18 protein-coding genes, 1 tRNA gene, 1 pseudogene and 1 riboswitch are annotated in these 19843 nt (G+C 70.8%); of the genes and pseudogenes, 8 read left to right on the top strand and 12 right to left on the bottom strand.

The window, feature by feature from the left end:
• The first annotated feature begins 50 nt into the window (after positions 1-50).
• Entirely contained in the window at positions 51-632 is a 582-nt protein-coding gene (locus AB0472_RS16585; RefSeq protein WP_366357158.1) for a hypothetical protein, read from the top strand.
• 102 nt (positions 633-734) lie between these two features.
• On the top strand, positions 735-3380 hold the full coding sequence (locus AB0472_RS16580; protein ID WP_366357157.1) for a glycosyl hydrolase: 2646 nt from the start codon (positions 735-737) through the stop codon (positions 3378-3380).
• 46 nt (positions 3381-3426) lie between these two features.
• Here the strand turns inward: AB0472_RS16580 and AB0472_RS16575 are convergent, their stop codons facing one another.
• Positions 3427-3831: an acetyl-CoA synthetase gene (locus AB0472_RS16575; protein WP_366357155.1), complete on the bottom strand. Its 405-nt coding sequence runs from the start codon at positions 3829-3831 to the stop codon at positions 3427-3429.
• 398 nt (positions 3832-4229) lie between these two features.
• Here AB0472_RS16575 and ctaD point away from each other — a divergent pair, with 398 nt between their 5' ends.
• Positions 4230-5924, top strand: a complete 1695-nt coding sequence (ctaD, locus tag AB0472_RS16570; protein WP_366357153.1) for a cytochrome c oxidase subunit I — start codon at positions 4230-4232, stop codon at positions 5922-5924.
• Positions 5921-6298 (top strand): cytochrome C oxidase subunit I, encoded by a 378-nt coding sequence (locus AB0472_RS16565; RefSeq protein ID WP_366357151.1) that lies wholly within the window; start codon positions 5921-5923, stop codon positions 6296-6298. Before ctaD ends, AB0472_RS16565 begins: the two co-directional genes overlap by 4 nt.
• A gap of 83 nt (positions 6299-6381) precedes the next feature.
• Here the strand turns inward: AB0472_RS16565 and AB0472_RS16560 are convergent, their stop codons facing one another.
• The 6 genes from AB0472_RS16560 to AB0472_RS16535 form a co-directional block, all read right to left on the bottom strand.
• Positions 6382-7923 carry an MFS transporter gene (locus AB0472_RS16560; protein ID WP_366357149.1) on the bottom strand — a complete coding sequence of 514 codons (1542 nt, stop codon included), beginning with the start codon at positions 7921-7923 and terminating at the stop codon, positions 6382-6384.
• A 61-nt stretch (positions 7924-7984) separates the two neighbouring features.
• Positions 7985-9319 carry a DUF445 domain-containing protein gene (locus AB0472_RS16555; protein WP_366357147.1) on the bottom strand — a complete coding sequence of 445 codons (1335 nt, stop codon included), beginning with the start codon at positions 9317-9319 and terminating at the stop codon, positions 7985-7987.
• Positions 9320-9863: 544 nt separating this feature from the next.
• Positions 9864-10613, bottom strand: coding sequence for a DUF1707 domain-containing protein (locus AB0472_RS16550; RefSeq protein WP_366357145.1), 750 nt, complete (start codon positions 10611-10613; stop codon positions 9864-9866).
• A gap of 32 nt (positions 10614-10645) precedes the next feature.
• Entirely contained in the window at positions 10646-11605 is a 960-nt protein-coding gene (locus AB0472_RS16545) for an ABC transporter ATP-binding protein (RefSeq protein ID WP_366357143.1), read from the bottom strand.
• A 2-nt stretch (positions 11606-11607) separates the two neighbouring features.
• The gene (locus AB0472_RS16540) at positions 11608-12372 is read right to left on the bottom strand and encodes an ABC transporter permease (protein WP_366357282.1); all 765 of its coding nucleotides are present in this window, start codon (positions 12370-12372) and stop codon (positions 11608-11610) included.
• Between the two features lie 43 nt (positions 12373-12415).
• Positions 12416-13201: an ABC-2 family transporter protein gene (locus AB0472_RS16535; RefSeq protein ID WP_366357141.1), complete on the bottom strand. Its 786-nt coding sequence runs from the start codon at positions 13199-13201 to the stop codon at positions 12416-12418.
• Positions 13202-13983: 782 nt separating this feature from the next.
• Here AB0472_RS16535 and AB0472_RS16530 point away from each other — a divergent pair.
• Entirely contained in the window at positions 13984-16305 is a 2322-nt protein-coding gene (locus AB0472_RS16530) for a transglycosylase domain-containing protein (RefSeq protein ID WP_366357281.1), read from the top strand.
• Positions 16306-16326: 21 nt separating this feature from the next.
• On the opposite strand, the gene sugE is transcribed toward AB0472_RS16530, so the two are convergent.
• From sugE to AB0472_RS16515, 3 genes are all read right to left on the bottom strand, one after another.
• Positions 16327-16647: a quaternary ammonium compound efflux SMR transporter SugE gene (sugE, locus tag AB0472_RS16525; protein ID WP_366357139.1), complete on the bottom strand. Its 321-nt coding sequence runs from the start codon at positions 16645-16647 to the stop codon at positions 16327-16329.
• 45 nt (positions 16648-16692) lie between these two features.
• Positions 16693-16765: riboswitch (guanidine-III (ykkC-III) riboswitch) on the bottom strand.
• 71 nt (positions 16766-16836) lie between these two features.
• A complete protein-coding gene (locus AB0472_RS16520) occupies positions 16837-17193 on the bottom strand; it encodes a co-chaperone GroES (RefSeq protein ID WP_366357138.1) in 357 nt (118 codons plus the stop codon).
• Positions 17194-17217: 24 nt separating this feature from the next.
• Positions 17218-17550, bottom strand: a complete 333-nt coding sequence (locus tag AB0472_RS16515) for a DUF3618 domain-containing protein (protein WP_089106679.1) — start codon at positions 17548-17550, stop codon at positions 17218-17220.
• Between the two features lie 104 nt (positions 17551-17654).
• On the opposite strand from AB0472_RS16515, the gene bcp reads away from it, so the two are divergent.
• The 3 genes and pseudogenes from bcp (at position 17655) to AB0472_RS16500 (ending at position 18662) form a co-directional block, all read left to right on the top strand.
• Positions 17655-18122: a thioredoxin-dependent thiol peroxidase gene (gene bcp / locus AB0472_RS16510; RefSeq protein WP_366357136.1), complete on the top strand. Its 468-nt coding sequence runs from the start codon at positions 17655-17657 to the stop codon at positions 18120-18122.
• Positions 18123-18258: 136 nt separating this feature from the next.
• A pseudogene (locus tag AB0472_RS16505) lies at positions 18259-18615 on the top strand (hypothetical protein); the annotation flags it as partial.
• Positions 18578-18662, top strand: a tRNA-Leu gene (locus AB0472_RS16500). The pseudogene AB0472_RS16505 and the gene AB0472_RS16500, both read left to right, overlap by 38 nt.
• Positions 18663-18703: 41 nt before the next feature.
• Here AB0472_RS16500 and rdgB read toward each other — a convergent pair.
• Both rdgB and AB0472_RS16490 read right to left on the bottom strand, forming a co-directional pair.
• On the bottom strand, positions 18704-19309 hold the full coding sequence (rdgB, locus tag AB0472_RS16495) for an RdgB/HAM1 family non-canonical purine NTP pyrophosphatase (RefSeq protein ID WP_366357134.1): 606 nt from the start codon (positions 19307-19309) through the stop codon (positions 18704-18706).
• 33 nt (positions 19310-19342) lie between these two features.
• Entirely contained in the window at positions 19343-19750 is a 408-nt protein-coding gene (locus AB0472_RS16490) for a hypothetical protein (protein WP_366357132.1), read from the bottom strand.
• Positions 19751-19843: the final 93 nt, after the last annotated feature.

Here is a 19843-nt window from a genome sequence, read left to right as displayed (position 1 = left end):
GGGGTTTCTGTTGTCGGGGGGTGGGCCGGTCCGTCTGCCGGGGTATGCACGTGGCTCGACAGACCAGCCGCCGGAACATGTCGGAGGCCTCGGGCACGGCCGCGGGGATCGCCGCGGTGGGCGCGGCCGCTCCCGCAGCCGCCGCCGGGACCGCCGCCGGGACGGAAGCCGGGACAGGAGCCGGGACCTTCGCCCATCCCGGCCTGCTGCACACCCGTACCGGCCGCGACCGGATGGCCGCCAAGGTGAAGGCGGGCACCGCGCCCTACGCGGCCGGGTTCGCCAGGCTCACCGCCAACCGGCACGCGCGGAGCGGCCGGCAGGCGCGGCCGCAGGCCGTGGTGTTCCGGGGATCGGGCACCCCGGAGAACTACTCGCTCCTCTACAACGACATCCACGCCGGGTGGGCGGCGGCGACGGGGGTCAGGGCGCCGGCGGGTGGGTTGCTGTTGCCACGGAGGCGGGGGCGGGGGCGGGGCGCTGGGATGGCTAGGGGCGGTTCGAAAGCGCCGGGGGCGGGCCGGGACGGCCAGGGACGGCCAGGGACGGTCCGGGACGCCGGGGGCGGTCCCGGCGCTCCCGGAGGGCCAGGGGCGGTCCGGTGGCCCCTGGCGCGGGCGCCGGAGTGGTAATGGCAGGTTCCGGTCAACAGTTGTCCAAATCCCGTACACCCTCTGCCGCCGGTGATCGGGTGCTGTGCAACGGCTGTAGGACTGCCCGCTTGGGAGGATCTGGTGTCAGCATCGACCCGTAAGAGACGGTGGCTCACGATCTGGGCCATCACCGCGTCCGCCGCACTCGTCGCGATACCCGCGGGCGCCGCACCCGGCGGGAGCGGCAGCCCGTTCGGCGCCCGCGCACTTGCCCGGCTCGCCGCCGAGCGCGAGCAGTCGGTGGGCGCGGTCACGCCCAAGGTGACGGCCGAGGACGATGACGGCGGCAACGAGGCGGACGAGATCGCCGAGGGCGCGGACCAGTACGCCGAGGCCCGCACCTCCCCCGGCATCGTCGCTCCCGGCGCCTACGGCGCCGCCTGGAAGAGCCTGGCGAACCTGCCTGCCAGCGGCGGCAGTTGGCGGAACATCACCGACCTGCCGTACAACTCCGACGACGCCCGCTACCGCGACATCGACTCCAACTCCAGCGGCGGCTCCGGCAACGTCACCGGCCGCATGGCCGCGATCGCCGCGGACGACGACGGGTACGTGTACGCGGGCAGCGCGGGCGGCGGGGTCTGGCGCTCGCGCACCGGCGGCGGACGCTGGCGGCCCATCAGCGACCGGTTGCCCTCGCAGTCCACCGGCGCGCTCGCGCTCGACGGCGCGGGACGGCTGTGGCTGGGCACCGGCGAGGCCACCACCAACGCGGACGCCTACCTCGGCAGCGGCGTCTACGTCCTGTCCGACCCGCACCACGGCACCTTCTCCGCCCGCAGCCGGGTCGGCGGCGACGAACTGGAGTCCACCACCATCCACGAACTCCGCTTCGGCGGCGGCAAGGTGTGGGCGGCCACCAGCGAGGGCGTGTGGAGCCACTCCACGAAGAAGCTCACCGGAGCCTGGAAGCTCGAGTTCGCCCCCAACCCCGACTACCTGCCGGGCGGTTCACTGGCGAGCGACCCCTCGGCCGCGTACAAGAACATCGCCAACGACATCGCGATCGACCCGAAGAACCCCGGCAAGGTGGTCCTGGCCGTCGGCTGGCGCAGCGGCGACGACTACAACGGCTTCTACACCAAGGGCGCAGACGGCACCTGGACCCGGATCACCGGCGGACTGGGCGACCTGCCGGCCGACCCGGACGACGTCGGCAACGTCACCTTCGCCCGCTCCGCCGACGGCTCCCGCTACTACGCCGTCGACCAGTCGCCGGAGCAGCTGAACACCAACCCGGACAGCGGCCTGGAGGGCATCTACGTCTCCAAGTCCGGTTCCCCCACCGGTCCCTGGACGAAGATCGCCGACTACCGGGGCCTGGCCGCCGACGGCTCGGCGCTGACGACCAGCGGCTACATGCCGGGTGTGCAGGCCTGGTACAACCAGTTCCTGACCGTCGACCCGGCGGACCCGGCGCACGTCTACGCGGGTCTGGAGGAGGTCTACGAGACCAAGGACGGCGGCAGCACCTGGTCCACCGTCGGCCCGTACTGGAACTTCTCCTTCCCCTGCTGGTCCATCGATCCCTCGAAGCAGAGCGGTGACTGCAGCCAGACCACCCACTCCGACCAGCACGGCGTCGCGATCGGCAGCTACCACGGCAAGAGCTTCGTGTACGTCGGCAACGACGGCGGCGTCTACAAGCGCCCGCTCAACGGCTCCCAGGACCCGTCCGGCCACGCCACCGACTGGACATCCCTCAACGACGGCACCATCGACACCCTCCAGTACTACTCGGTGGGCATCGGCAAGGACCTCGCCCACGGCGGTGTCTCCGTCACCGGCGGTCTCCAGGACAACGGCCAGTCGATCCTGCGCAGCAACGACAGGGTCATGGGCTCGAACTTCGGCGGCGACGGCGGCGACACCCTCACCGCCCCGGCCAACGGCTGCGACATCGCGCAGGAGTACGTCTACCTCGCGATCCAGGTGACCGAGAACTGCGCTGTCAACGACGGAAGCTGGACGGCGGACCCGGCCAAGGCGACGTCCTACAACGTCGCCCCGGCCGACAACGCCACCGGCGAGGCCCGCTTCATCGCCCCGCTCGCGGCCGACGACAGGAACAGCTCGACGTGGGTCGCGGGCGGCCGGCACGTCTGGGTGCAGACCCACGGCTACGCCATCCGCAGCGGCTCGGAGTGGACCAGCGTGTACGACCTCGGCGCCGGCCGCACCGCGACCGCCGTGGCGGTCTCCGGCGGCAAGGTCTACGCGGCCTGGTGCGGCCCGTGCAACAACCAGGGCTTCGCCCGTGGCATCTCCGTCGGGAACGCGGACGGCACCGGCTGGCACGACATCACTCTGCCGGTGGACGGGACCGTGCCGAACCGCTACCTGAGCGGCTTCGCCGTCGACCCGAAGAACGCCGACCACGTCTTCCTCGCCGTCAACGGCTTCTCCCGGCACTGGACCGAGGGCCCCGGCGCCGGCGTCGGCCACGTCTTCGAGTCCAAGGACGGCGGCACCACCTGGACCGACATCTCGGCGAACCTCCCCGACGTACCGGCCGACTCCGCCGTCGTCACCGCGAACGGCGGCCTCGCCGTCGCCACCGACCTCGGCGTCGTCTACCGCGCCCCGGGCCGTACGACCTGGCAGCGGGTCGGCTCGCTCCCGGCCGTCGCCGTCCTCCAGCTGAAGCTCGGCCCCGACGGCAGCACCCTGTACGCGGCCACCCACGGCCGCGGCATCTACACCGTCAGAGTGCGTGATCTCCGCTGACGCACACCGCGGGTGAACGGTGAGGGGTGGTCCCGGTGCGCCGGGGTCACCCCTCCCGCGGGTACGGCACCACGGTCACGTCCAGTGTGAACGCGCCGCGCGCCGCGCCCGCCACGTCCGGCGCCTTCGCCAGAGCCGTGATCGTGGCAAGGCCGCCCCGGGTGCCCGCGCAGCGCAACACGGCGTGCGCCGTGCCGTCCGCGTCCACCCGCCATCCGGCGACCAGGACCGAGGCCGGTGCGGAACTCCGCACCGCCGTCCACCTCCGGTCGTCCGTCCGGGGCTCCAGGACGAGGGACACCTCCGTCCCGGGCCGCACGCACAGCCGTTCCCCGACCGCTTCGCCGGGCGCGACGGTGACCTCCGCCTTTCCGGCGGCACAGGGCCGCGCCGACGAGGACGGGCGCGCCGACGCCCCGGCCGACGGCACCGACGGGTCGCTTCCTGTCACGCCGCCTCCCGTGGTGCCGCACGCCACCAGGGCGGCCGCCCCGACAGCCGTCCAGACCCCGGCCCAACACCGCATCCCAGCACCTCCCGGCGGCCCGCACAGTAACCAGCATGCCCCGCCGGGACCGAGGGGAGAACGGTCTCGCCCGGTGCGGGGCCCCGAAGTAGCCGGCCGTCGCCCTCGGGTGGGGCGCCGTCGTGGCTGGTCGCGCAGTTCCTCCCCGCGCCTTCGGCCGGGGGTACCCCCAGCGCCCCTTCGGGGCGTGGTCCGTTTGCTCCACCCGTGGGGCCTGGCCCCCCGTTCGGCCGTATGAGGGCGGCTTGGGGGCTTCTGTCCCGGTCGGCAGACGCCAGGATGGCCGGAGGATCACGCCAAGGAGCGTCTGGAGACACACACCGGTGACCGTTCTCAACGAGCCCGAGCCCTCGGCCGTCCCCCACTACGACACCGAGGTGCCGCTGCGGGGCCGGCAGCCCGGCAACGTCGTGGTGAAGTGGATGACCACCACCGACCACAAGACGATCGGCACGCTGTACCTGGCGACGTCGTTCGCGTTCTTCCTGATCGGTGGCGTGATGGCGCTGCTGATGCGCGCCGAGCTGGCCCGGCCGGGCCTGCAGATCATCTCCAACGAGCAGTACAACCAGGCGTTCACGATGCACGGCACGGTGATGCTGCTGATGTTCGCGACCCCGCTGTTCGCCGGGTTCACGAACTGGATCATGCCGCTGCAGATCGGCGCGCCGGACGTCGCGTTCCCGCGGCTGAACATGTTCGCCTACTGGCTCTACCTGTTCGGCTCGACCATCGCGGTGGGCGGCTTCCTCACCCCGCAGGGCGCGGCCGACTTCGGCTGGTTCGCCTACTCCCCGCTGTCGGACGCGATCCGCTCGCCCGGCCTCGGCGCCGACATGTGGATCATGGGTCTGGCCTTCTCCGGCTTCGGCACCATCCTCGGCGCGGTCAACTTCATCACCACGATCATCTGCATGCGGGCCCCCGGGATGACCATGTTCCGGATGCCGATCTTCGTGTGGAACGTGCTGCTGACCGCGACCCTGGTGCTGTTCGCCTTCCCGGTGCTCGCGGCCGCGCTGTTCGCGCTGGAGGCGGACCGCAAGTTCGGCGCCCACGTGTTCGACGCGGCGAACGGCGGACCACTGCTCTGGCAGCACTTGTTCTGGTTCTTCGGGCACCCGGAGGTGTACATCATCGCGCTGCCGTTCTTCGGCATCGTGACCGAGGTCATCCCGGTCTTCTCCCGCAAGCCGGTCTTCGGCTACATGGGTCTGGTGGCCGCGACCATCTCGATCGCCGGTCTGTCCATCACGGTGTGGGCCCACCACATGTACGTCACCGGTGGTGTGCTGCTGCCGTTCTTCTCCTTCATGACCTTCCTGATCGCGGTCCCGACCGGTGTGAAGTTCTTCAACTGGATCGGCACCATGTGGAAGGGCTCGCTGTCCTTCGAGACCCCGATGCTCTGGGCGGCCGGCTTCCTCGTGACGTTCCTGTTCGGTGGTCTGACCGGTGTCATCCTGGCCTCGCCGCCGCTGGACTTCCACGTCTCCGACTCGTACTTCGTCGTCGCCCACTTCCACTACGTGGTCTTCGGTACGGTCGTCTTCGCGATGTTCGCCGGTTTCCACTTCTGGTGGCCGAAGATGACCGGCAAGATGCTCGACGAGCGGCTCGGCAAGATCACCTTCTGGACGCTGTTCGTCGGCTTCCACGGCACCTTCCTGGTCCAGCACTGGCTGGGCGCCGAGGGCATGCCGCGCCGGTACGCCGACTACCTGGCGGCCGACGGTTTCACCATGCTGAACACGGTCTCGTCGATCGGTTCGTTCCTGCTCGGCCTGTCGATGCTGCCGTTCCTCTACAACGTGTGGAAGACGGCCAGGTACGGCAAGCCGGTCGGCGTCGACGACCCGTGGGGGTACGGCCGTTCGCTGGAGTGGGCGACCTCCTGCCCGCCGCCGCGGCACAACTTCGTCACCCTGCCGCGGATCCGCAGCGAGTCCCCCGCGTTCGACCTGCACCACCCCGACCTCGCCCTGACCGAGGCCGAGGCCCACGGCGTCCACTCATGACCGACCCGGGACACCGGGTGGGCGGCGGGCCGCGGCCGGGAGCCAGCGAAGACCTCGGCAACGAGGTGGAGGGCTACCTGCTGTGGCGGGCCAGGATCGCGGAGGCCGAGCAGCGGGCGCGGGAGTTCACCGGGCGCATGGACTGGCTGACCACGGGCCAGCGCGACGAGGTCGAGCGCCACTACGTCGACGACGGCCTCCGGCGCGCCCGGCAGGACCTCGAACGGATCGCCGCCCGGTGCGCGTCCCTGCGGGACGAGTACGAGCGGCGCTACCGGATGCTGCGGGCGCGCTGCGTGGGCTGGGCGGTGGCCGTGTGCGGAGGTGTCGCCTTCGTGGCGACGGCAGTGACGGCCGTGTCGCTGAGCCGGTGAGCCACCGCTGAGCCGGTGGGCCGCTGAGCCGGTGGGCCGCTGAGCCGGTGGGCCGGTGGGCCGGTGCGTCGCCGGGGGGCCTGCTAGGCGGGCGCCTTCGCCGGTCCGTCCTTCTCCGCCGCCGCGACCGTCAGCGGACGTGCGACGTCCTCCAGGGACCGGCGTTCCGCGTTCACCGCGCACACCGCCGCCACCAGACCCGCCGCGCACATCAGGCCCGCCCCGATCTGGAACGCCAGCACCGTGTCGGCCACCTTGCCCGTCCCGGTGAGGTCCGCGAAGAGCAGCGGGCCGCTGATGCCGCCCGCGGCCGTGCCCAGGGCGTAGAAGAACGCGATGGACATCGCCCGCGTCTCCATCGGGAAGATCTCGGAAACGGTCAGGTAGGCGCTGGAGGCTCCCGCCGAGGCGAAGAAGAGGACCGCGCACCAGCAGGCGGTCAGCGTCCCCGCCGTCAGCACGCCCCGGTCGAACAGCCAGGCCGTGAGGAAGAGCAGCAGGCCGGAGAGCAGGTACGTCGACGAGATCATCACCCTCCTGCCCACCGTGTCGAAGAGCTTGCCCAGCAGCAGCGGGCCGAGGAAGTTGCCGACCGCGATGACCACGAAGTAGTAGCCGGTGTCCCCCGTCGGCACGTCGAAGAACCTGGTGAGGATCGCGCCGAAGCCGAAGGTGATCGCGTTGTAGAGGAACGCCTGGCCGATGAAGAGGGAGAAGCCGAGGACGGCGCGGCGCCGGTAGTCGTGGAAGACCGTGCGGGCGATCTCGGCAAAGGTGACGCTCCCGCGCTGGTGGATCACCAGCTCGCTCTCCGGCGCCGGGAGCCGCTTCCCGGTCTCGTCCTCGACCCTCCGCTCGATCGAGGAGACGATCTCCTCGGCCTCCCGTTCCCTGCCGTGGATCAGCAGCCAGCGCGGGCTCTCCGGGACGTTGCGCCGTACCAGCAGGATGACCAGGCCGAGGACGACGCCCAGGGCGAAGGTCAGCCGCCAGCCGAGGTCCTTCGCCAGGAAGTCCGTGTTCAGCGCGAGGATCGAGAGCAGCGAGCCGCCCACCGCGCCCACCCAGAAGCTGCCGTTGATGATCAGGTCGACGCGGCCGCGGTGGTACGCCGGGATCAGCTCGTCGATCGCGGAGTTGATCGCCGCGTACTCGCCGCCGATGCCGAAGCCGGTCAGGAAGCGGAAGGTGAAGAACCACCAGGGGGCGAAGGAGATCGAGGTCAGGGCGGTGGCGGCCAGATAGACCGCCAGGGTGATCATGAAGAGCTTCTTGCGGCCGTGGCGGTCGGTCAGGCGGCCCCAGAACAGGGCGCCCGTGCAGGCGCCGGCCACGTAGAGGGCCGCGGCGGTGCCGGTGACCTGGGAGGAGGAGATCGCGAGGCCGCTGCCCGGTTCGGAGAGGCGGCTCGCGATGTTGCCGACGACGGTGACCTCCAGGCCGTCCAGGATCCAGACGGTGCCGAGGCCGATGACGATCGTCCAGTGCCAGCGGGACCAGGGGAGCCGGTCCAGGCGGGCCGGGATGCGGGTGGTGATCGTCCGGCCGCCGCCCGCGCCGCCACCGCCGTCGTCCGGCCCCGGCTCGATCCCGCCCGAGCCCACACCCGTAGCCGCCGTACCCATCGCGCCTCCTCGACCGGGACAAGTACCGAAACCCGCGGCCGAGTGCCCCGCTCCGGGCGCCTTACGCGCCCAGCGCCCGCGACACGGTGAAGATCAGGACGCCGGCCAGCGACCCCACCACCGTGCCATTGATCCGGATGAACTGCAGGTCGCGGCCGATGTGGGCCTCGATCTTCCGGGTGGTGTGCTCGGCGTCCCAGCCGGCCACCGTGTCGGTGATCAGGGAGGTGATCTCCTTGCGGTACGTCGACACGACGTGCACGGCGGCGCCCTCGACCCAGCTGTCGACCTTGTCCTGGACCTTGGGCTCCTCGGCCATCCGGGCGCCCAGGGAGATCAGGGAGGCGCGGACGCGCAACCGCAGTTCGCTGCGCTCGTCCTCGGCCGCCGCCACGATCATGGAGCGTACGGCCGTCCAGGCGGACGCGATCAGGTCCTGCACCTCGCCGCGGCCCAGGACCTCGCCCTTGAGCCGCTCGACGCGGGCGCGGGTGTCGGTGTCGGACTGGAGGTCGTTCGCGAAGTCCGTGAGGAAGCGGTCGAGGGCGCCGCGGGCCGGGTGGGAGGGCATGTCCCGCATCTCGGAGCAGAAGCGGAGCAGCTCCTTGTAGACGCGCTCGCCGACGCGCCGGTCGACGAAGCGGGGGGTCCAGCCGGGGGCGCCGCCCTGGACGGCGTCCATCACGGAGTCGCCGTGCAGCACCAGCCAGTCGTAGGCCCGGGTGACGACGAGGTCCACGACGCGTTTGTGGCCGCCGTCGGCGACGACCCGCTCCAGCATCTTGCCGATGCCGGGGGCGATCTCCTGGGCGTCGGCGCGGCGGGTGACGGCCTCGCCGACGACCGCCTGGACGTCGGAGTCCCGCAGCACGGTGAGCGCGCCGCGGAGCGCCGTGGCGAGCTCGGCGGTGACCCGGTCGGCGTTCTTCGGCTCGGCCAGCCAGGCGCCGAGGCGGCTGCCGATGCCGACGGCGCGCAGCCGTTGCCGTACGACGTCCCGGGAGAGGAAGTTCTCGCCGACGAACTCGCCGAGCGAGACGCCGAGCTGGTCCTTCTTCGTCGGGATGATCGCGGTGTGCGGGATGGGCAGGCCGAGGGGGTGCCGGAAGAGGGCGGTCACCGCGAACCAGTCGGCGAGCGCGCCGACCATGCCGGCCTCGGCGGCCGCGGCGACGTAGTCCGCCCAGGCGCCGGCGCCGGCGCCGGACGCCCACTTGGCCAGGGCGTACACGAGGGCGACGAGCAGCAGCAGGCCGGTGGCCGTGGTCTTCATCCGCCGTACGCCGCGCTGGCGCTCCTCGTCGGCGGGTGTGAAGGCGTTCATGGACTTGTACGACGGCTCGGCGGCCGCCCGGCCGTCAGCCCGGCCGTCCGTCGTCTCCGTAGGTTCCGCCATCTGCTCCACCCGTTCGCAGCCGGTCCACTCTCACGGTGATCCCGCACATATTGTCCCTTGCTGACCTACGCCCGGAACGGAACAAGAGTTCCCACCGTCTGTAATGTTCGCGGATCTCCGGCAAGCCCTGTACGTCAGAGGCCGCTCGAGGCGACCCTGATGCCGTTCCAGGGGCACGCCGGGTGGACCCGGCCAGGAAACGGGTCCGCCGGCAGATCAACGAACGGAACCCGTCGGGCCGGGTGTACGACGCGGTCACCGGCTTCGGCAAGGCACTCCGCGCCCCCTACGCCCCGAACCGCCTCCGCCCCCTCCTACGACTTCGGAGACCACCTCCACCCGAACGACACGGGCTTCGCGAAGATGGCCGAGGAGATCGCCTTGACCGACAGCCACGGCGACGATGTTCGGCGGTGCCGGGCCGGGCGGTGCGCACCTGCGGGCCGGTGGGGGCTGATCGCGCAGTTCCCCGAGCCCCGTGAGTTGGCCGGCCCGGCGTCCGTCGACAGCCACCGCGCCCCTTGGCCGGCTGCCCCGGCGTTGCTCAGTAGTTGCGGTGTCTGCGGTCGTGGCGGTTCTCTCGGCGGTTCTCTCGTTGTTCCCGGCGTTCCTGGCGCCACTCGTGGCGGGCCTCGTGGAGTTCGTGGCGGGCCTGGCGGCGTTCCTCTTTCAGGCGTCGGCGTTCCGCCTTCGTCACCTTGTGTTCCACCTCGACGCCGCCCCAGAACGCCAGGCCCGTCACGATCACCCTGGGGGCGCCCGGGTCCGGCAGCGTCTCCTCCTCGTAGTGGTCGAAGCCGCCCATGATGCCGATGCCGCGCATCACCACCTCGACGCCCGGCGGCACGATCACGCTCACCCCGCCCATCACCGCGACGCAGTTGATCTCCACCTCGCGGTCCGCGAAGTTCGCCTCGCGCAGGTCGATCTCGCCACCGCCCATGAACGCCAGGCAGCTGAAACGCCTCGGCACCGTCCAGCGGCCCTTGCGCTGGAAGCCGGACATGACGGCCACCGCCCAGGTGGAGGTGCCCTCACCGCCGACGAACCGCCCAGCCCAACTTCCGTCGTCCGCCGGGGGCTTGGTAAGCGACACCGTGGGGGAGCCGGCCGCCGGCAGATCCCTGGTGATCGGCGTCAGCTCACCGTACGTGCGGGCCTGGTACGTCGCCTCCAGCCGCTCCTCGAACTCCGCCATGTCGAGCCGCCCCTCCGCGAGGGCGTCCCTGAGGATCTCGGCGACTCGTTCACGATCGGCGTCGGAGGCGCGCAGCTCCGGGGCATCGTCGGTCATAGGAGCAGACTACGAGTTGACGGCGGCCGGGACTACGCGGTCGTACGCTCCGCATAAATCGTAGCGATCACCGTCTCGATGTCCGGCTCCCGGACGGACAGATCCACCAGCGGGTACTCCGCCGCGATCCTCGCCACCAGCGGCGCCGCCGACTGGGAGGCAGGGAACGCCAGCCACTGCCGCGGCCCCTCCACCCGCACCACCCGCGCCGACCCGCCCGCCTCGATCGGCGGGAGCTCCCGCTCCAGGTCGACCACCAGGGTCCGTTCGCTCTCGCCCACCTCGTGCAACCCGGCGAGCGGACCGTCGTACATCAGCCGCCCGTGGTCGATGACCATCACCCGGGAGCACAACTGCTCGATGTCCTGGAGGTCGTGGGTGGTGAGCAGGACCGTGGTGCCGCGCTCCGTGTTCAGCTCCCGCAGGAAGTCGCGGACCCTGGCCTTGGAGATGACGTCCAGGCCGATCGTCGGCTCGTCCAGGTAGAGGACGTCCGGGTCGTGCAGGAGCGCGGCCACGATGTCGCCGCGCATCCGCTGACCGAGGGAGAGTTGCCGTACCGGGACGTCCAGCAGCGTTTCCAGGGACAGGAGCTCGACCAGGCGATCCAGGTTCTCCTGGTAACGGGCGTCCGGGATGCGGTACATGCGGTGCATCAGCCGGTAGGAGTCGACGAGCGGGAGGTCCCACCACAGGGTGGTGCGCTGTCCGAAGACGACGCCGATGCGGTGGGCCAGCTTCGTGCGCTCGCGGGACGGGTCGATGCCGGCCACCCTCAGCCGCCCGGCGCTCGGGGTCAGGATGCCCGTCAGCATCTTGATCGTCGTCGACTTCCCGGCGCCGTTCGGGCCGATGTACCCCACCATCTCGCCCCGCGTCACCGTGAACGAGAGCGAGTCCACCGCACGTACCTGCCGGCGCTCCCGCTTCAGGAAACCCGCCTTCTTGCGGACCTCGAAGACCTTCTCGACCCCGTCGACCTCGATGAACATCGTCAACTCCCCGTACTCCGGTACGACCTGAGACCCGCCCGCCACGCCAGCCCCGCCAGCGCGCAGCACCCCGCCGCCACCAGCGGCGGCGACCACACCGTCCACTCCGGCAGCCGCAGCGGGTACGGCCGCCCCAGTACGTACGCCGCCGGCACCCAGTTGACGAAGGCCAGCGGCAGCATGAACGTCACCCCGCGCACGAAGTCCTTCCCGAACACCGTCGGCGGATACTGGAGCAGCGTCGTACCGCCGTAGGTGAACGCGTTCTGCACCTCGGCCGCGTCCTGCGCCAGGAACTGGAAGGCCGCGCCCGCCACGAACAGCGCGCAGAAGATCACCGCACCGCTGCCCAGCATCAGCGGCAGCAGGAACAGCTTCGCCGCCGTCCAGTGGACGTCCACCGCCACCGTCGCCCAGCCGAGGACCACCGCGCCCTGGGTGATCCGGCCGAGCCGGCGCAGCGCGAAGCGGTCCGCGCCCACCTGGGCGAGCACCGGGGCCGGCCGCACCAGCAGCGTGTCGAAGGAACCGTCCCTGATGCGGGAGCCCAGCACGTCCATCGAACCGAGCACCAGGTCGGCCACCCCGAACGCGGTCGCCGACAGGCCGTACAGGAAGGCGACCTCGGGCAGCGACCAGCCGCCCAGCGAGTCGACCCGGGTGAACATCAGCAGGATGGTCGCGAAGTCCAGGCCGGTCACCAGCAGGTTTCCGGCCACCGTGAGGAGGAAGGAGGTCCGGTAGATCATCGTCGAGCGGACCCACATCCCGGCGATCAGCCGGTACGTCCGCAGCCCCTCCAGGGCACGCTCACCCACCCTGCACCACCACCCGTCGGGTCGCCGCCGACTGCACCAGCCGGCCCGCCGCCAGCAGCACCAACGCCCACCCGGCCTGGAAGGCGAAAGCCTCCGGCGCGCCGGTCTCCCCCATCAGCACGTCGGCCGGCATCTGGATCAGCGCCGCCCACGGCAGGGCCCGCGCGATCTCGCCGAGCGCGCCCGGGAACACGTTCAGCGGCAGGGTCATCCCCGAGAAGAACACCCCCGTGATCATCATGACCTGGTTGGCACCCATGCCGTCCATCAGCCAGAACGCGCTCAGCGCGACCAGGTAGCGGATACCGAAGCTGACGACCATCGCGAGCAGCAGCGCGACCAGGAAGGCGGCCCAGGTGCCGGCGTCCGCGGGCAGCGCCATCGGGAAGAACACCGCGCCGACCAGGAAGGGGATCACCCCGCGACCCAGCAGCTGGAACAGCGAGCGGCCCAGGTCGGTCGCCAGCCACCACATCTGAAGATCGGCCGGTCGGTAGAGGTCGATCGCGATCGCACCGGTGCGGATACGCTCCATCAGGTCTTTTTCCACGCCCCCGCCCTGGATCGCGAGCGTCGCGTACAGGCACTGCCCGAGCCACACATAGGTCACCGCCTGTGCCTGGTCATAGCCTCCAAGGTGCGGTTTCTCGTCCCACAGCGCCACGTACGTGTAGACGAGGATGATCCCGAAGGCCGTATTGGTGAAGACCCCGGCGGCGGTGGCCGCCCGATACGTCGCGTACCGTCGGAAACCCCCCGCAGCGACGGCCGTGTACAAGCGTCCCGCGCCCACACCAACCGACCTCCCGGACCGCCCGACACCGAAGCGCAGGAGCCTACTGCGCCGGCGACGCCGCAGGCCACGCAATTTCCGTGACCGAAGCGTGCCGGAATCCGGGAACGGAACGCGCGGTGCGAGAGTCTTCACCAGGGGGCGCAGAAGCGTACGAGGTCGTACGGGAACGAATGTGCGACGCGAAACAGGAGTCCGTGCACGACATGAGCGACGAGCCGCAGCCGCAACAGCCGAACCAGGGCGGCGGAGGCCCGACGGAGCCGCCGGCTGCGGCCGAGGAGAAGAAGACCCCGGCGCAGCCGACGGCCGGGACGAAGCAGCCGGAGCCGCCCGCGGCGGCCGACGAGAGGACGCCGGAGGCACCCGGCACGGAACCGGGCGGCAAGAAGCCGTCCGGCACGGAGCCGCCGGGCGCGGAGCCGTCCGCGGCGGCCGGGCGGGCGAGAACGGAGCGGCGGCCGGCCGCCGAGGACACGCAGACCCGGCAGCTCGCCGCGGTCAGGGTGCCGAAGGCGCGACCGCCGGTGGCGGCCGAGGACGGACGGAACGCACAGACCACACAGGACAGGCAGAACGCACAGAACCGGCAGAACGCTCGGACCGCGCAGGACGCGCGGGACGGGCAGGACACGCAGACCCGGCAGCTCACCGCGGTCAGGCCGCCCAAGGCGGCGGCACCCACCGCTGCCGCCCCGGCCGGGGCGGCGCCGCCCGGCGCCGAGCCGCCCGCGGCCGGCGTGCAGACGACGGGGGGCGGGAAGAAGATGAAGCGGCCCAAGCGGACCGGATGGCGGCGGATCATCCCGACGTGGCGGATGCTGCTCGGCACCTTCGTCATCGGGGTGCTGCTGCTGATCGGCCTGTTCTTCCTCGGCTACTCGATGGTGAAGATCCCGGCGGCCAACACGTTCGCCACCAAGCAGTCCAACGTGTACCTGTACGCCGACGGCTCCCAGCTCGCCCGCGACGGCGACGTCAACCGGGAGAACGTGGACCTCTCCCAGGTGTCCAAGGACGCGCAGCACGCCGTGCTCGCCGCCGAGGACCGCGACTTCTACACCGAGTCAGCCGTCGACCCCAAGGCGATGCTGCGCGCCGCCTGGAACACCGCGACCGGCAAGGGCACCCAGTCCGGCTCCACGATCACCCAGCAGTACGTGAAGAACTACTACCTGGCCCAGGAGCAGACCGTCACCCGCAAGGTGAAGGAGTTCTTCATCTCGGTCAAGCTGGACCGCAGCGAGTCCAAGGACCAGATCCTCGAGGGCTACCTCAACACCAGCTACTTCGGCCGCAACGCCTACGGCATCCAGGCCGCCGCCCAGGCCTACTACGGCAAGGACGCCATCGACCTCGACCCGGCCCGCGCCGCCTACCTCGCCGCGCTCGTCAACGCGCCGAGCGAGTACGACGTCGTCGCCCACCCCGAGAACAAGGCGGCCGCGATCGCCCGCTGGAACTACGTCCTGGACGGCATGGTCAAGAAGGGCTGGCTCAGCGCGTCCGACAGGGCCGGCATGAAGTTCCCGATGCCCAGGCAGCAGACCGTCTCCACCGGCATGTCCGGGCAGCGCGGCTACATCGTCAACGCGGTCAACGACTACCTGATCAAGAACAAGATCGTCGACTCGGACGCCCTGGAGGCCGGCGGCTACCGCATCACCACGACCCTGCAGAAGAGCCGGCAGAACGCCTTCGTCAAGGCGGTCGACGACAAGCTGATGTCGAAGCTGAGCAAGAACAACAAGGTCGACAGCTACGTGCGGGCCGGCGGCGCCTCCGTCGACCCGAAGACCGGCAAGGTCGTCGCCATGTACGGCGGCATCGACTACGTGAAGCAGTACACCAACGGCGCGACCCGCGGTGACTTCCAGGTCGGCTCCACCTTCAAGCCGTTCGTCTTCGCCTCCGCCGTCGACAACGGCTCCACCACCCAGTCCGGGCAGACCATCACCCCGAACACCTACTACGACGGCACCAACAAGCGCACCGTCCAGGGCTGGCCCGGCGGCGCCTACGCACCGGAGAACGAGGACGAGAAGTCCTACGGACAGATCACCGTCCGCAAGGCCACCGACCTCTCCGTGAACTCGGTGTACGCACAGATGGCCGTCGACGTCGGCCCGTCCAAGGTCAAGCAGACCGCTGTCGGCCTGGGCATCCCCGCCGACACCAAGGACCTCCAGCCGTACCCGTCCATCGCCCTCGGCACCGCCACCGCCAGCGTCCTCGACATGGCGGAGGCGTACGCCACGCTCGCCAACCACGGCAGGCACGGCACGTACAGCATGGTCGACAAGATCACCAAGGACGGTACCGAGGAGGTCAGGCTGCCGGAGTCGACGACCAAGCAGACCGTCAGCCGGCAGGCCGCCGACACCACCACCTCGATCCTGCAGAGCGTGGTCGACAACGGCACCGCCACCGCCGCCCTGGCCGCGGGCCGCCCGGCCGCCGGCAAGACCGGCACGGCCGAGGAGGACACCGCCGCCTGGTTCGCGGGCTACACCCCCGACCTGTCCACCGTCGTCTCCGTGATGGGCCAGGACCCGGTCACGGCCGCCCACAAGTCGCTCTACGGCGCGCTCGGCCTGGAGCGCATCAACGGCGGCGGGGCCCCGACCGAGATCTGGGCGCAGTACACCAAGGCCGCCCTCAAGGGCACCACGGCCTCCGACTTCGACCTGGACCTCCAGGCCGGCGCCGACACCGTGGCCCCGCCCACCCAGAGCACGGCCACCCCGGGCACCGGCGGCCAGGACAACGGCGGCACCACCGACCAGGGCCAGGACAACGGCGGCACCACCGGCGCCGGCCAGGACAACGGCGGCACGACGGACGGTTCCACCACCGCCGGCACCACCGACGGCGGCACCACCGACGGCTCCTCGACCGCCGGCACCACCACCTCCGGTACGACGACCTCCGGCACCGACTCAGGTACGACCACCTCGGGCACCGACTCCGGCACCTCGACCGGGACCACGACCGACGGCACGAGTACCGGCACGACGGCGGGCACCGACGGCGGCACCAGTACCGGCACGACAGCGGGCGACGGAGGCGGGTTCGGGTTCGTCCAATGACGGCCGGCCCGTGACGGCCGGTCAGTGACCGCTGGTCGCCTTGAGCCCCACCACGGCGACCAGCAGCAGGCACACGAAGAAGATCCGGGCGGCGGTGGCCGGCTCCCCCAGCACCACCATCCCGAACACCGCCGCCCCCGCCGCCCCGATCCCCACCCACACGCCGTAGGCGGTACCGATGGGGAGCGTCTTCGCGGCGTACGACAGCAGCACCATGCTGGCGACGATCCCGCCGCCGGTGAGCAGACTGGGCACGAGCCGGGTGAACCCGTCGGTGTATTTCATCCCCACGGACCACCCGACTTCGAGCAGACCCGCGACGACCAGCAGAACCCAGGCCACGACGGCACCTCCGAGACGTATCGCTGACGCATCGCTGACAACGGCGGTGCGTCGTCTTTGCCTCACGGTCCCGGTACGGCGCGTCTCGTCGGGCTGGCTCCTTCGAAGGTAGCAAAGAGATGACAAAAGGGCCTGGTGACCACAGTCACCAGGCCCTTTGAGCCTATGAATCCGAGATTCATCCGAGATTCAGAGGTACAGGCCGGTCGAGTCCTCCGAGCCCTCGAACCGGTCGGCGGCCACCGCGTGCAGGTCTCGCTCCCGCATCAGCACGTACGCCACCCCCTGCACCTCCACCTCGGCACGGTCCTCCGGGTCGTACAGCACCCGGTCACCGGGCTCCACCGTCCGCACGTTCTGCCCGACCGCGACCACCTCGGCCCAGGCCAGCCGGCGCCCGACGGCCGCCGTGGCGGGGATCAGGATGCCCCCGCCCGACCGCCGCTCGCCCTCCCCGGTGTCCTGCTTGACCAGGACCCGGTCGTGCAGCATCCGGATGGGCAGCTTGTCGTGCTGGCTGCTCTGCTCGTCTCTCTTGGCGCTCACGCCTGTGAACCTACCTGCCTCTGATCAGCTCTTACGCCGCCGGGTACCGCTGAAGACCAGCAGCCCGACCACGCCGACGGCGACCAGCGCGACCGGCACCACCCGCTCCAGGCGCGGCGCGCCCTCTTCGTCCACGAACTGCGCCCGCACCTCACTCACGACCCGGTTGACCTGGACGTAGGCCCTCCCGAGCGTGTGATCGACGTTGGCCGCGACCTTGGCCTTCGCATCGCCGACGATGGTCTTCGGATGCACCCGCACCCCGATCTCGTCCAGCGTCTCGGCCAGCACCTCGCGGCGGCGCTTGATGTCCGCCTCGATCTGCGCCGGGGTTCTGGTGTCCGACGTCTCCGCCACCGTGGGCCCTCCGAAGTCTGCCGTACTGCCGTACTGCCTGTTCTGGACAGTCTGTCAGCTCTCGCCGCCGCCGCACGGCCAGGACCCCCCGTTACGCTAGACCGATGAGCGAGCGACTCCAGCCCGGGGACGTAGCCCCCGACTTCACCCTCCCCGACGCCGACGGCAACGAGGTGTCCCTCTCCGCCCACAAGGGCCGCAAGGTCATCGTCTACTTCTACCCCGCGGCCCTCACCCCAGGCTGCACGAAGCAGGCGTGCGACTTCACGGACAACCTCTCCCTCCTCGCCGACGCCGGCTACGACGTCCTCGGCATCTCCCCCGACGCCCCGGAGAAACTCGGCAAGTTCCGCGAGAAGGAGAACCTGAAGGTCACCCTCCTCGCCGACCCCGACAAGAAGGTCCTCGACGCGTACGGCGCCTTCGGCGAGAAGACGAACTACGGCAAGACCTACCTGGGCGTCATCCGCTCCACGATCATCGTGGACGAGCAGGGCAAGGTCGAGAAGGCCCTCTACAACGTCCGCGCCACCGGCCACGTCGCCAAGATCATCAAGGACCTGGGCATCTGAGCACCACCTGATCCACCGACACCGACGGCTCGCACCGGGACACCCCCGGCGCGAGCCGTCTCCCCTGTCCGGGCGTGACTGTCCGACAACCGGTTCGTCGCTCCGTACGGGCCGCGGAGCGACTGGAGGAGGCGGCCCTGAGGACGTCCTGGTCCGGCACGACCGCTCGCGCCGGACGAGGACCGTGCCGTCACGCCGGGCGCTTCGGGACATCGGCGTGCCGACGGTGTGCGCCGAACGCGGAGTGGGTTCCGAGCGGCTCGGCAGGCCCATGACCCTGGAGGTCGGTCACATCAACGGAGACCGGAGCGGCGACCGGCAGGAGAACCTGCAACTGCCGTGCCCGAACTGCCATGCGGTCACGAGCACCTGGTGCCGAGGAGGCTCACGAAGAAAGGCACAGCCCCGTACACTGGGCCAAGCAAAACGGCAGCTCCAAAGATGTCCGTTTTGGGGCGGTCGTGGCGAAATAGGCGATACGCGCGGGTTTTAGGTGCCCGTGGGAGAAATCCCGTGTGGGTTCGAGTCCCACCGACCGCACATACGAGGGGCCACCTTCGCGGGCGGCCCCTCTCCCGTTCTCAGCCCAGCAGCTCCCGCACCACCGGCACCAGCGCCCGGAACGCCTTCCCCCGGTGGCTGATCGCGTTCTTCTCGGCGGGGGTCAGCTCGGCGCAGGTCCGGGTTTCGCCGTCCGGCTGGAGGATCGGGTCGTAGCCGAAGCCGTTGGTGCCGGTGGGGGTGTGGCGCAGGACGCCCCGGAGCCGGCCCTCGACCACCCGCTCGCGCCCGTCGGGCAGCGCGAGGGCCGCCGCGCAGGCGAAGTGGGCGCCGCGGTGTTCCTCGGCGATGTCGGAGAGCTGGGCGAGGAGGAGGTCGAGGTTGGCCCTGTCGTCGCCGTGGCGGCCTGCCCAGCGCGCGGAGAAGATGCCGGGGGCGCCGTTCAGGACGTCGACGCAGAGGCCGGAGTCGTCGGCGACGGCGGGGAGGCCGGTGGCCCGGGCGAGGGCGTGGGCCTTCAGCAACGCGTTCTCGGCGAAGGTGACGCCTGTTTCCTTGACGTCGGGGATGTCGGGGTACGCGTCCGCGCCCACCAGTTCGTGGGGCAGTCCCGCCTCCGCGAGGATCGAGTGGAGCTCGGTGATCTTTCCGGCGTTGCGGGTGGCGAGGATCAGGCGGGTCGTCATGCGCAGCAGTATCGCAAGGGGCGGCGCGGTGGCTTACGGCGTGCAGACCTTGGTGAGTTCCCCGGCGGCGGCGGTGACCGGGGTGACGTCGGGGGTGGAATCGCCGTTCCTGACGGCGGTGCGGACGTTGTCCACGGCCTGCTGGAGGTGGTCGACGGCCTTGTTGACGTCGGCGTCGTCGGTCTTGTCGCCGATCTTCTTGAGGTTCTGCTGGATGGAGTCGAGGGCGGCGTCGGTGCGGGTGGGGTCGTTCGCGGCGTTCTCCACGGCCTGCTGGAGTGCGGTGACGCTGTCGGCGATGGAGTCGGCGGTGCGGACGCAGTCCAGTGCCGTGTCGACGGAGGCGCAGCCGGCGAGGAGGGCGGCGCCGAGTGCGGTGGCCGCGGCCACGGCGGCGATGGTGGTGCGGCGACGGCGCTCTCGGCGTCGGCTGGCGGCCATGGTGGTGTTCCCTCCCCGTGGTACGGCTGGCCGGGCGCACGGTTGTACGTGCCGTGCGCCCGTATGGATAGGGACGCGGGCTCGGCCCCCGGG

The organism is Streptomyces sp. NPDC086777 (assembly GCF_040702065.1).
Lineage (GTDB): Bacteria > Actinomycetota > Actinomycetes > Streptomycetales > Streptomycetaceae > Streptomyces.
The sequence above is the reverse complement of the archived record's forward strand: the minus strand, read 5'-3'. Positions and strand labels throughout refer to the sequence as shown.